Genomic DNA, 13104 nt, shown 5'->3' with positions numbered 1-13104 from the left:
CGGGGCGGGAGTCGCCGCCGTCGGCGCGGCCGGCGCGGACTCGGCCGGCGCGGCCGGGGCGGACTTCTTCCCGCCGCCCATGACGAGAGCCGCGATGATGATCACGGCCGCCAGTCCGGCGCCGGCGGGAATGCCGTACTTCTTGATCATCGGGTTGAGCGGCTTCTTTTCGGAGGCCTCCAGCATCCCGGAGAACCGCGGCGAGAAGTCCTCGGCCGGCTTCGGCGCCTCGGCGGCGGGCGCGGGCATCTTGACCGTCGCCGCCGGCGAGACCGGCTTCGCGGCCGGCTTCGGGGCGACGGGTTCGGGCTTCGGCGCCGCGGCGACCGGCTTGGGCGCGGAAGCGACCGGCTCCGGCTTGGGCGCGGGGGCGGCGGGCTTCGGGGCGGGCGCGACCGGCTGCGGCTTCGGAGCGGGCGCGGCGACGGCCTGCGGAGCGGGCGCGGCGGCGGCCTGCGGGGCGGGCGCGGCGACGGCGACGGGCGCGGCGGCGGCCTGCGGGGCCGGCTCGGCGACGGCGACGGCCGCGGCGGCCGGAGCGTGGGCCGCGGCGGGAGCGGCGACGGCGGCCGGCTTGGCGACGGCCGGCTGCACCGGAACGGGGCCGCTCTCGAAGCAGGCGTCGAACATCTGATCGACCAGCTTGTCCAGTTCCGGCTCGTTCGCCGGGACGGGCGCCGCCGACGGCGGGATGTCGACCGGGAAGGTCGCCCCACCCTGCATCGGCTTGGCCGCGGCGGCCGGGGCCGGCGCCTCGCCCGCCGTCTTCTCGACGGCGGCCAGGAGCACCGGATCGTCCTGCGGACGCTCGAGGACCAAGTCCGCGCCGGCTTCGCGGGCCATCGCCTTGTAGCGCTGTCCCTTGAAGATGCGCGAGGCGGCGATGACCACCGGGGCCTTGCCGTCCTTCTTGTTCCCCTTGAGCTGCCGGATGAACCGGAAGCCGTCCAGCCCCGGAAGCATCGGCTCCAAAATCACCAGAGCCGGCGTTTCCTTGGCGACGAAGGCTTCGAGTTCCTTCGTGGTCCCCGCGACGACCACCTCGCACCCTTTCCCCTCGAGAAAGGTCTTGGTGTTCGCGGCCGAGCGCGGTTCGAAGTCGATCACCAGCACGACGCTGCTCAAAGCTGAACCCTCCAGCGGGCGACAGTTCCCCAAGAGAAGCTAACCCCTCGACGCCGTTGAAACAACTTACTGGCCGGCGGCGCCGTCCCCCCTGCGGACGAGGCCGCGACCGGCGCATTATCTTCCAATTCGTCAGCTATTTACAATCCGGAGTTGGCGGCGGCGTACGGTCTTCGTCGAGCGCCTGCCGAATTTCGTGGGACAGCGTGGTCATGTCGAACGGTTTCTGCAGGAACCGGCCCGGCTCCTGCCGCGTCGCCCGGAGGCGCATGACGTCCTCGGAGAACCCGGACATCACGACGACCTTGATTCCCGGCCAGCGGTCCCGCAGCCGTTTCGCCAGATGGAGCCCGGAGATGCCGGGAAGCAGCACGTCCGTCAGCAGCAGCTCGAACGGCGGTTCCGGCGGCAGCGCGAGCGCCTCCTCGCTGCTCCCCACGACCTTCACCGCGTAGCCGAGAGCGCCGAGGACAGCCTCCAGCGAGGCGCGCGCCCCCGCCTCGTCCTCGACGACGAGAAGCCGTTCCCCCGCCCCGCGCACCGGCGTCCCGCGGGCGCCCCCTTCCTGCTCGTTCAGCTCGGGGAAGGACGGAGCGGCGAGGCGCGGCAGCAGAACCCGGAAAACCGTCCCGAGGCCGATGTCCGACTCCACCTCGACCCGCCCGCCGTGCTGCGTCACGATGCCGTGCACGACCGAAAGCCCCAGTCCCCCGCCGCGGTTGGCCCCCTTGGTCGTGAAGAACGGATCGAAGATCCGGTCGCGCATCTCGCGCCGGATGCCGAGCCCGGTGTCGGCGACGGCGAACCAGACCCATTCGCCGGGGCCGCGGCCGGAGAGGATCTTCACCTCGCCGCCGTCGGGCATCGCGTCCCCCGCGTTCACGACGAGGCTCAGCAGAACCTGCTCGAGCTGCGCGCGGTCCACCTTCGTCAACAGCCGTTCCGCCGACAGCTCCACCGCGAGGCGCGCCTTGTCGCCGAGCACGCGCTGCATCGAGCGCTGGCCGTCGCGGATCGCCTCGTTGAGGTCGGTCTGCTCCGGGCGTCCCGCCTCGCGCCGCGCGAAGAGCAGGAGCTGCTTGGTCAGCTGCCCGCCGCGCCGCACGCAGCGCTCCAGTTCGTCGAGGCGGCTCTCGATCCCGGCGACCCGCTCCGGCTCGAGCTTGAGCACCTCGGTGGTTCCCTGGACCGCCTGCAGCAGGTTGTTGAAGTCGTGCGCCACGCCGCCGGCGAGCCGGCCCACGGCGTCCATCTTCTCGTGCTGGCGCCGTTTCGCCTCGTGCTCGGCCTCGACGGTCACGTCGCGGACCAGCAGCAGGAAACCGACGGTCTCGCCGTCTTCGTCGCGCACCGGCGTGAGCGACAGCGCGACGTCCACCAGCTTGCCGTCGCCGCGCTTTTCGACGAGCCGCCCGCGCCAGATCTGGCCGCGGCGCGCGGCCCGCAGGAGCTCGGCGTGGACGTCGGCCTGCGGCCCGCCGTTGCGCAGCACCGCGAGGTCGCGCCCGAGAAAGTCCACCGCGGGGCGGCGGAAGATCCGCTCGAACTCCGGGTTGAGCCACTGCATCGCGCCGTCGCGCCCGCAAAGCGCCGCGCCTTCGCTCGCCTGATCGAGGGCCCGCGCCACGCGCGCCTGCGCGTCGGCCCGCCGGCGCGCGCGGCGCCGCTCCGCCGCGGCGCGCAGTTCGCGGGCCGCGGCCGCGGCCAGCGCCTGCGGATCCCCTTTGAGGATGTAGTCGACGGCGCCCGCCTTGAGGGCGGCGACGACGTTGCGCTCCCCGCCCTCGCGGCTGTAGACGATCAGCGGCGCCTCGGCGCGCGCCCGCTCCATCCGCTTGAGCGCGGCGAGCGCCGAGAAGCCGTCGAGCCGCCATTCCGAGACGACGACGTCCCACGGCCCGCGTCCCAGCGCCGCCTCGAACTCCGACGGGGTGGAGGCGCGGGCCACGGCGACGTCGAAGCCGGACGCCGCGAACGCGCGCACGACCTCGTCGACGTCGCCTTCGGCGGCGTCCACGGCGAGGAGCGCGAGCGGCTCGCCCAAGGCGGCGCCGCTACTTGCGCTTCCAGGCGCCGTCGGGCAGCTGGATCCACTGTCCCGGCTTGGCGTTCTCGCGCAGCGTCGCGGCGTAGGTGGCGCGGATCTTCGGCAGTTCGGAGAGCTGCACCCCCTGCGCCACCGCGATCTCCTTGTACAGCTCCTCGCGGTCGGCGTTTTCCTCGCGCACGAGCTTCTGCAGCGCGGCGCGGGCGCGGAGATCGGCGACGGCGTCGAGGGCGCGGACTTCGAGCAGCCCCTTGTTGTTCTCGCCGACCGCCCCCATGTCCTTGTACTTCTCGAGTTCGCCGGCGCGCGCGGCGCGGGCGTCGATGATCCGGCGGATCGCGGGGTTGGTCACCCCGGGGCTCGGCACGTCGGCGGCGTAGGCGACGCCGAGCAGTTCGTCGAGCAGGCCGGCCGACGGCCCCGCGGAGGGGCTCTTGGCCGGCGCCGGCTCTTCCTTCTTCTCGGCCGGCGGCCGGGCTTCCTTCTGCTTCGCCTGCTTCGCGATCTCGTCCTCGATCTGCTTCGAGAGATCCTTGATCGCGGCTTCGGGGAAGGTGATGTTGATCGTCACGCACGCCAGCGCGGTCAGGGCGGCGGCGGCGACGGCAAAGATCCAGCGACGCTTCATCGGCGAGTCCTCCTTCGCGGAGCAGAGTCTAACCCGGATGGCGCGCGCGCCGGACGGCGCGGCGCTCACTTCCCGCCCGTCGCCTTGGCGCCGCCCCAGTCGACGGCGCGCAGGCGGTCCATCATTCCGCGGAACGAGATCTTCCGGCCCGGCGCGCCGTTGACGATGTCGATCGGCAGCGGCAGCCGCCCCTTGAGGAAGAGCTCCTTCGCGCCGCGCCGCTCGAGCCCCTGGAGCTCGAACAGGTCGTCGGCGAGGCGCATGTGCACGCCGAGCGCGGAATAGGTGTAGCGGCTGAAGAAGCGCTGCAGCCCGCGGTCGAAGACGGTCGGCGAGCCGCCGGAGCCGATCACCGTGACGTTCTTGATCGCCTTGACGGTGATCGTGCGGGAGACGCCGCGCTTGACGACCGTGCGCAGTTCCGCGTCGAAGCCGGTCGGCACGCCGGCGAAGAGGTCGACGTCCTTGGCGTAGCCGGAGACGAGGCCGTTCATCTCGCCGAAGTCGAGCGCGCGCGTCAACTGCCCGAGATCGATCTCCTCGAAGCGGACCGAGAAGCGGATCTTGGGATAGCGGCCGAGCGCGTCGCGTCCGGAGACGTCGCCGAAGGCGATCGTGCCGCCGAAGAGCCGGGCCGCGCCGCCGCCGTCCACTTCGAAGGCGTCGGAGCGCAGCGCGAGGCGCGGGAACTTGGCGTCGAGACGCCCTTCGACCGCCGGGAGCCCGAACGTCTTCGCCGCGCGGCCGAGGTCGAGCCCCTCGATCGCCAACGACGTTTCGAGGCGGCGCGTCGGGCGCCCGAGGTCGGCGAAACGGGCGGCGCCCAATTCGATCGCGCCGCCGAGGAGTTCGAGCCGCAGCGGCCGCTCGAACGCGATCGTGTCGGCTTGGACGGAGAACGGCGCGTCGAACGGCGGCGCCGCAAGCCCGCCCGCGGCGAAGCGGCGCACGGCGAGCCGCCCGGCGAGGCGCGGGCCGTCCGCGGCGAGGCCGCCCGCGGCGAAGCGCAGGTCGAACGGCAGGTCGAGCGAGAAGGCGGCGTCGAGCGTCTCGCCGTCCTCGACGACGACGTCGTCGAGGGCGAGCCGTCCGGCGACGGCCGGCGAGGCGCCGAGCGCGCCGCGCGCTTCGAGCCGCGCCGCGCCGCCGAGGCGCAGCGCGGCGAGCTTCGGCAACGGATCGGCGAGCGGTCCGGAGACGAACGCGGGATAGGCGGCGTCGAGCCGCGGCGCGTCGAGGCGCAGCGAGAACGACGGCGGCGCGGCGCCGCCGAAGGCGCCGTCGGCCGTCAGCGCGGTCTCCCCCATCGCCGTCCCCTCGACGTGCGCCGCGAGCCCCCCGCCGGCGGCGGGCGCCACGCGGCCGCGCCAACGGCTCGCGCCGTTCGAGTAGTCGCCGAAGACGGCGCCCCAGAGGAGCTGGAAGCCGCCGAGGCGCGCCTCGAACGTCGCCTCGTCGAAGAGCGGCGCGCCGGCGGCGAGGCGCCCCCGCGCCGCGACGTCGATCGTCCCGTCGAAGCCCTCGACGGCCTCCGCGCCGTCGGCCGAGGAGAGGCCGAGGCCCGCCGCGCGCAGCGGCCCGGAGACGCGCCACGTCCCCGCGTCGTCGAGCGCCGCGGCGAGATCCGCCGAGAGCGTTCCCTTCACGCCCCAGTCGGGGAGCGGGTCGGCGAGGGGCCGCGCCGCCTCGCGCCAGCGCGCGGCGTCGATCCCTTCGAGCGCCAACCGCGCCTTCCCGCCCGCGCCGTCCCACGAAGCCTCGCCGCGCGCGCTCAACAGCTCGTCGAACGCGAACGCGATCTCCGGCGCGCGCGCCGCGAACGACGCGAGGGCGGGCGCCGCGGCGTTCCGCGCGGCCGCCTCGGGCGCGGCCGACGCCTCGACGCCGCCGAGGCGGAACGAGAAGCCGCGCGGCGCGAGCGGCGGCGCGTCGAGCGAGCCGCGCGTCTCGACGACGCCGTCGGTCAGGCGGCGCGCGCCGACGTCGAAGCGGCACGACGCGACGAGCGCCGCGCCGGCGGCCGCGCGCCCTTCGTACGACGCGCGCCAGTCGGCGAGGTCGATCCGCAGTTCGCCGCGCGGCGCCGCGGGCGGGCCGGCGATCGTTCCCTTCGCGCGCGCGCCGCCGCGCAGTTCGAGGCCGACCGGCGCCGGCGCGCCGAACGCGCGGGCCGCCTCGACGAGCCGTTCGAGACGCGCGCCGGTCCACGACCACGAAGCGCGGGCGTCGCCGTTGCGCGCGTCCCACGGGATCCGCCCTAGGGCGCGCGCGGCGCCGAGCGCCGCCGACGTCAGCGTCGCGGACCCGTCGAGGCCGTCGCGCGACCAGCGGCCGCGGAACGTCGCGCCCGCCGGCGCGAGCGACGACGACGCGCGCGAGCCCGCGGCGGGCGTCGCGGGCGGCAGGTCGAGCGCCGCGACCGAGAGCGTCGCGTCGAGCGCGCCGCCGGCGAGCGGCGAGGACGGCGACAGGTCGCCCGCGCCGTCGAACGCGATCCCCGCCGCGCGGCCGCCGAAGGCCCGCGCGTCGTCGGCGCGCAGCGCGGCGCGCCACGTCGCGAGGCCGACGCCGCGCGCGGGAAACGTCCCCGATCCGTCGAGCGCGAGCCCCGACACGCGGACCCCCGCGGCGCGCGCCGCGTCGGCGCGCAGAACGGCGCGCCATGTCGCGGGTCCGCCGTCGGCGAGGGCGAGATCGACGTCGAGCGATCCCTCCGCGGCCGCGTCGTCCGGCGCGGCGCCGGGCGCGAGACGGCGCGCGTCGTCCAGCAGGGCGCCGAGGTCGATCCGCGCGACGCGCGCGGCGAGGCGTCGCGGCGTTCCGTCGGCGGCCAGTTCGGCGCTCCCCGAGACGGCGCCGAAGAGCGCGCGGCCGGCGGCCCCGCCCGCCGCGTCGTCCGGACGCAGCTCGAACGAAGCGCGCGCCTCCCCTTGCGGCGTCGCCTCGAGTTCTCCGACAAGGCGCAGCCGTCCCAACGACGCGGACCCGCTCGGGCCGTTCAGTCCGCACCGCGCCGCGGCGTCGAGATCGACGCGGCGCATCCCTTGGCCGATCCGCGCCTCGATCTCGATCTCTTCGAGCGTCGCGTTCCAGCCCGCGGCCGCGGGCCGCGCCGGGACCAACGCCGCGACGTCCGCCGCGTCGAGCGACGCCGCGCGCAGCGCGATCGCCCCCGACGCGTTCGGACCGCCGTAATCGTCGAAGTGCGCGCCGAACGTCGCGCGCCGCTCCCCCTTGGGACCGACCAGGACGATCGCGCCGTCGTCGAGTTCGACCAGCGCCGCCTTGGCCGCGGGAGGCGGTCCCTGCGGCGGAGGAGGAGGCGGATCGAGCCGCGCCAGCCGCACCTCGACGCCGCGCGCCGCGAGGCGCTCGAAGCGGGCGTTCGCCTGGTCGAGCAGTCCCCCTTCGCAGCGCAGCGAATCGATCCGCAGCGACTCGAGGAACGGCTGCCCGGCCATCCGCCGGACTTCGACGCCGCGCAGCTCGACCGCGCGCCGACCGGCGATCCGCAGCCCGCCGACGCGGACGTCGGCCTGCAGCCGTTCCGCGAGGGCGCGCTCGACCGCGCGGCGCGGCACGTCGCGCGCGAACCACCCGGCGACGACGAGCGCCGCCGCCGCCGCGCACGCGACGAGCGCCGCCGTCCGCAGCGCGCGGCGGCGCCGCCCGGCGGGTCGCGGAGCGTGCAGTCGTTCGTCCATCGGCCAAGCCTACAACGACCGCGCCGGCCGCGGGCCTCGGCGCGACGCGGGACGCCGCCGTCGAGCCCCGCGCGCCGAACCAGTGGTCAGGTCGCGAGGCTGCTGTCGTCGAGTCTTGCGTCGAGCCCCGCGCGCGGAATCGGATGCCTCTCGTCGGCCGCGCGGCGACCTGTCGAGCCGGAAGGGAGCGGCGGCGCGCATCGGTCGTCCTCTTCCTCTCCCGCGCCCTTCGGACAGGCTATGATGCGGTCCCGATGGCCACGGCGATCAAGAGAGCGGCGGCGCGCGCGGCGCGGCCGTCGTGGGTCGCGCTCCTCGCCGCGGCGCTCGCCGCCGCGCCGGGGCCGGCCGCGCCGATCGCGGCGCTCGTCGCCGCGGCCGCGGCCCTCGTCCTCGCCCTCCGCGCCGGGCAGGCCCCGCGCGCCGAACGCCGCGTCGCCGTCGCCGTCGCCGCGCTCGTCCTGCCGCTGGTCGCCGTTCCGTTCTTCATTCCCACGCCCACCGCGCCGGACGTCCTCGCCGCCGCCTCCCGTTCCCTCGAAGCGCGCTGGCGGACCTTCCTCGACGAGACGCGCGCCGCGGTCGCCGCCCCGCCGCCGGCGGGCAGCGATCTGGCGTGGATCGAGCGGCGCGCCCGCGCCCTCGGGCCGCGCGCCGGCGTCGCCCTGCTCTCCGCCGACGGCGCGTCGGCGATCGCCTGGTCGGGCTGGACGACGCCGCTGGGGGACGAGCGGACCGCGCTGCTCGAACGGCTCGCTTCGGGCGAGGCCACGCTGGTCCTGCGCCGCGGCCTCGCGCTGCGCTTTCTCCGCGCCGCCCGCGCGCCGGGGCCGGAACGCCTGATCGTCGTCGCCGAGCGCCCGCTGCCGACCGAGCCCGCGGCGGGGTTCCTCGCCGCGGGGCTGCCGCGGGGGGCGCGCGTCCTCGTCCGTTGGGAGGCGCTCGGCGAGGGGCTGCGCGCGCCGTTCTCGCGGGCGGTGGACGTGCCGACCGGCCGCGGGCCGGCCCTCTGGTCGCTCTGCCCGCTGATGACCGGCCGCGTCCCCGCCGCCCTCGCCAGTCTCGGCGTGGACGGCGCCGCGCTCGCCGGGCAGCGGCGCGACGCCCTGCGGCGGGCGCTCGCCGCGGCGCTCTTCGCCGCCGCGGCCCTCGTCCTCGCCGCCGGAGCCTCGTTCCCGCCGGCCTCCGCCGTCGTCGCCGCGCGCGTCGCGCTTCTGGCGCTGCGCCCCGCCCTCGGCGCATGGAACCAACTCGCCGATCCGGCGCCGTGGGCCGCCTCGCTCTCCGGCTGGCCGCCGTGGCTGCGCGGCCTCGGCGACACGCCGTTCGACGCCGCGCTGAGCGGCGCCGCGCTCGCCGCCGTCCTCGCGATCCTCGCCCGCCGCGGCCGCTGGGACGCCCGCCCCGGCGTTCCGCGCTGGCCGTTCGCGCGCCTCGCCGCGGCGATCGGCGGCGCGGCGCTCGCGCTCCTCGGCGCCGCGCTCGCCGCGCGGCTCGTCGAGGCGTTCGGGCTCGCGCCCGCCGAGATCCTCATTCCGCGCGGCGGCTGGCTCCGCGGCGCGCTCTTCGCGCTCGCCCTCGCCGCCCCCGTCGTGGCCGGCGCGATCCCCGCGGTGCGGGCCCTCTTCCCGCGGCTGCCGTACGCGCTCTGCTGGGGCGCGGCGCTCGGCGGCGCGCTCGCCGGCGCGGCGCAGACCGCCGCCGTCCCGCGCGCCGCGCGGCGGATCGCGGAACGGGACTTCCGCCCAGCGCTGGAAACGCGGCGCGCCCACTGGGAGGCGGACCTCAAGGAGACGCTGCGGCTGGCCGCGCCCCCCAGCGCGCCCGGGGAACTGGTGCCCGAGCGGGACGCGATCGACCTCTGGTGGAACTCGCCGCTGGGACGGCAAGGCTTGGCGGCCGGCGTCTGGAAGTACGGGCCGGGCGGCGCGCTCGTGGACTCGTTCCTTTCCGGCCTGCCGCCGGTCCAGCCGACGCCGCGCCGCGACTCTTCGGGCCGCCCCTCGATCGGCCCGGCGACGCTGCGCTTCCTCGGCGGCGCCTCGCGGCTGATCGTCGCCGAGCTCCCGCTGCCGGACGGCGGCGCGTGGCTCGCGGCGGTCCTCGACGATCCCCACAACCTGCCGGGACGCGCGCGGAACTTCTCGAGCTACGCGCCCCTCCCCGCCTCCGCCGCGCCGCGCTCGCCGTACTTCTCGCCGCACCTCGCCTGGTACGACCGCGAAGGTTGGCTCGCCGCGTCCGACCTGGGGGTGAACCCCTCGCCTCCGCCGATCCCGCCGCGCGTCCCCTCGTGGCGCACCGCGTCGCTCGAGAACGGCTCGGCGCAGGTCTACGACATTCCGGATCCGGACGGCGTCGTCTCGCTGGCCTTCGATCTTCCGGGGCCGCTGGCCAACGCCGCGCTGATCGTGGACCGCGCCGCGGCGGCGGCGCTCGCGGCGCTCCTCTGCGGCGCCGCGGCGGCGCTGGCCTGCGATCCGCGCGCCGCGCGCCGCGGCCTCGCCGCCTTCCTGCGCCGGCTGATCCGGCAGTTCCGGCTGCAGGTCACCGTCTTCCTCGTCGGCGTCGGCCTGCTGCCGCTCGCGGCGACCGGGATCGGCGGCCGAATCCTCGCCGCGCGCGAGATCAGCCACGAGGTCAACGGCGCCGGGGCCCGCGACGCGGAGGTCGCGCGGCGGCTGCTCGAGGACTACCTCACGCTCGGCGGCGCGGCGCGGACGCTCGACGACGACGTCGCCCGCTGGGCCGCCCGCACGGTCGGCGACGATCTCTTCGTCTGGCGCGGCGGCGAGCTCGCGGCGACGAGCCGCCCCGATCTCGTCCGCGCCGGACTCTGGCCGGAGCGGATGGACGGCGCGACGTGGCGCGCGATCGCCGTCTCGCGCGCGCCGCTGCACGTGGACCAGCGCGGCGAGGACGGCGGCGCCGCCGACACGGCGGTCGCCCACGGCCCGTTCCGCTGGCGCGAAGGGGAGACCGCGGCGGTCTCGATCCCGCTCGTCCGCGCCGGGCGGCGCGCCGAGCAGACGCTCGCCGCGGTGGACCGCGCGCTCCTCGTCAGCGCGGCGACGCTGGTGCTGCTCGCCGGCCTGCTCGTCGCCGCGGCGACGCGCCGCCTCGTCTCGCCGCTCACCGAGCTCGAGCGCGCGGCGAGCCGCATCGCGGGGGGCGACTTCGCCGCGCGCGCGCCGCGCACCGGCTACGAGGAAACGCGCGCGCTCGGCCGCGCCTTCGGCTCGATGGCCACGAGCCTCGAACGTCAGCGCCGGCTGCTGGAGGAACGGCGCGCGGCGATCGAAGGGCTCGTCGCCGCGCTGCCCGTCGCCGTGGCCGCGGTCCTGCCCGACGGCCGCGTGCAGCTCGCCAACCCGCGGGCGGCGGACCTGCTCGGCGCCGAAGCCGGCCGGCCGCTGCCGGACGCGGGCGATCCGCTGCGCGCCGCCGCGAGCCGCCTCGCCGCCGGACGGAGCGAAGGGGACGAGACGATCGAGGGGGCCGATTCGGGCGAGCCGAAGCGGTTCCGCGTCTCGGCGCTCGACCTGCCGGGGCTCGTCGAAGGAACGCCGACGCGGCTCGTCGTCGTCGAGGACCTCACCGACGCGCTGCGCTCGGAGCGGCTCGTCGCCTGGGCCGAGATGGCGCGGCGAATCGCGCACGAGATCAAGAACCCGCTGACGCCGGTGAGCCTCGTCGTCGAGCACGTGCGGCGGCTGATCGAGGAGCGCGATCCGGACCTGCCGCGCGTCCTCGACCGCGCCCTCGCCACGGTCGCCGACCAGGTCCGCGTGCTGCGCGACACGGCGCGCGAGTTCTCCGACTACGCGCGGCTGCTCGACGTCCGCCCCGAGCCGCTCGACCTGCCGCGCGCCCTCGAGGAGTGGCTCGCGCCGTACTCGCTCGCGCCCCCGCCCGGCGTCTCGGTGACGCTCGACGGACCGCGCGAACTGCCCGAGTTCCGCGGCGACCCGCGCCTGCTGCGGCGCGCGGTGGTGAACCTCGTGGACAACGCGCTCGCCGCGGTCGAGGGAGGCGGCGCGATCGCCGTCCGCTGGTCGCTCGTCGAGACGCCGCGGCGCGCGGTGCGGATCGAGGTCGCCGACGACGGTCCGGGGATCGATCCCGCGCTCCTGCCGCGCCTCTTCGAGACCGGCGAGACGACGCGCGAGACGGGAAGCGGGCTGGGGCTGCCGATCGCGCTGCAGGCGGCGGTCGTGCACGGCGGGACGATCGACGTGGACAGCGCGCCGGGACGCGGCGCGCGCTTCGCCCTCGTGCTGCCGCTGAACGGCGCCCCGCCCGATGCGTAGGCCGCGCCTCTTCCCCTGCATCCTCGCCGCCGCGGCGCTCGCGGCCGCGCCGGCGTTCCTCGGCTGCGCGCGCGGCGGACGGGAGTCGCGGACGCCGCGGCGCGGCGGCCGGCTCGTCGTCGCCCTCGCCGCGCCGATCGACGCGCTCAACCCGCTCGTCGCGCGGAGCGCCGAAGCGCAGGTCGCGGCCGACCGGCTCCTTCCCCGCCTCGCGCGGCCGCGCCTTCCGGACGACGGCGGCGCGCCGGGGCTCGAGCCGGGCCTCGCCGCGGCGTGGGAGGTCGCCGACGGCGGCCGCGCGGTCTCGGTCGCGCTGCGCCCGGGGCGCTGGAGCGACGGAACGCCGATCGTCTGCGCGGACCTGCAGTTCACGCTGCGCGCCCAGATGTCGCCCGAGATCGGCTGGCGCGGCGCCGGCTTCCGCCAGCGGATCGAGCGGATCGACTGCCCCGCCCCCGACCGCGCGGTCGTCCGCTTCAAGGCGTTCGATCCCGACGCGCTGCTCGACGCCTTCGAGGGGAACGTCCTCCCGCGCGCGCTCGACCGCTGGTCGTTTCATTCGTGGCGCACGGCCGACTGGGTGGCGCGCCTCGTCACCGCCGGCCCGTTCCGCGTCGGTCCCGAGCGCGCGGGCGCCGCTCTTTCGCTGGAGCGCGACGCGGCCTGGGGAGGCGCCTCCGGCCGCCCCTACATCGACCGGATCGACTTCCGCGTCGTCCCCGATCCGACCGCGCGCATGAACGAGCTGCTCGCGGGGAACGTCGACGTGGCGGACGGCCTGACGCCGTGGAACGCGGCGCGCCTCGCCGCCGATCCGGACGTGCGGATCGAGCGCCGACGCGGCTGGAGCTACGCCTACCTCGGCTGGAACACGATCGATCCCGCCGCCTACGCCGAGGCGCGCGCGGCGCGCGAAGCCGACTGCGCGAAGCGCGGCGAGCGCGACTGTCCCGACGACCCGCAGGCGATCGCCGAACTGGCGCGACGCCGCCCGCACCCGCTCTTCGGCGATCCGCGGGCGCGGCGCGCGCTGACGCTGGCGATCGACCGCGCGGCGCTCGTGCGGGAGCTGTTCCGCGGCGACGCGGAGGTTCCGGCGAGCCCGATCCTCGCCCCGCTCCCCGAGCACGATCCGTCGCTGGCGCCGTGGCCCTACGATCCGCTCGAGGCGCGGCGGCTGCTCGCGGCGGCCGGCTTCGCGCCGGGCGCCGGCGGCTGGCTCGTCGCGCCGGACGGGCGGCCCTTCTCGTTCGAGCTGGTCTACGCCGCGGCGCCCGGCGCCCGCGCCGC

At 76.8% G+C, this 13104-nt stretch carries 6 protein-coding genes; 2 read left to right on the top strand and 4 right to left on the bottom strand.

Going from position 1 to position 13104, the window contains the following annotated elements; all coding sequences use genetic code 11:
* The 4 genes from LLG88_15760 to LLG88_15745 all read right to left on the bottom strand — a co-directional run.
* Positions 1 to 1125 (bottom strand): response regulator (locus LLG88_15760; protein ID MCE5248365.1); only part of this gene is annotated, 1125 nt, incomplete at its 3' end.
* 136 nt (positions 1126 to 1261) lie between these two features.
* A complete protein-coding gene (locus LLG88_15755) occupies positions 1262 to 3169 on the bottom strand; it encodes a response regulator (GenBank protein MCE5248364.1) in 1908 nt (635 codons plus the stop codon).
* 10 nt (positions 3170 to 3179) lie between these two features.
* Positions 3180 to 3800, bottom strand: a complete 621-nt coding sequence (locus tag LLG88_15750) for a YdbL family protein (protein ID MCE5248363.1) — start codon at positions 3798 to 3800, stop codon at positions 3180 to 3182.
* Between the two features lie 65 nt (positions 3801 to 3865).
* The gene (locus LLG88_15745) at positions 3866 to 7504 is read right to left on the bottom strand and encodes a hypothetical protein (GenBank protein ID MCE5248362.1); all 3639 of its coding nucleotides are present in this window, start codon (positions 7502 to 7504) and stop codon (positions 3866 to 3868) included.
* 254 nt (positions 7505 to 7758) lie between these two features.
* Between LLG88_15745 and LLG88_15740 the strand changes: the two genes are divergently transcribed.
* Positions 7759 to 11814: a HAMP domain-containing protein gene (locus LLG88_15740; GenBank protein MCE5248361.1), complete on the top strand. Its 4056-nt coding sequence runs from the start codon at positions 7759 to 7761 to the stop codon at positions 11812 to 11814.
* Positions 11807 to 13104: ABC transporter substrate-binding protein (locus LLG88_15735; protein ID MCE5248360.1), on the top strand; the 1298-nt coding region annotated here is incomplete at its 3' end. The genes LLG88_15740 and LLG88_15735, both read left to right, overlap by 8 nt.

The sequence above is a fragment of the bacterium genome (assembly GCA_021372775.1).
In the GTDB taxonomy this organism is placed as follows: Bacteria; Acidobacteriota; Polarisedimenticolia; order J045; family J045; genus JAJFTU01.
This window is presented reverse-complemented; position numbering and strand designations above follow the sequence as displayed.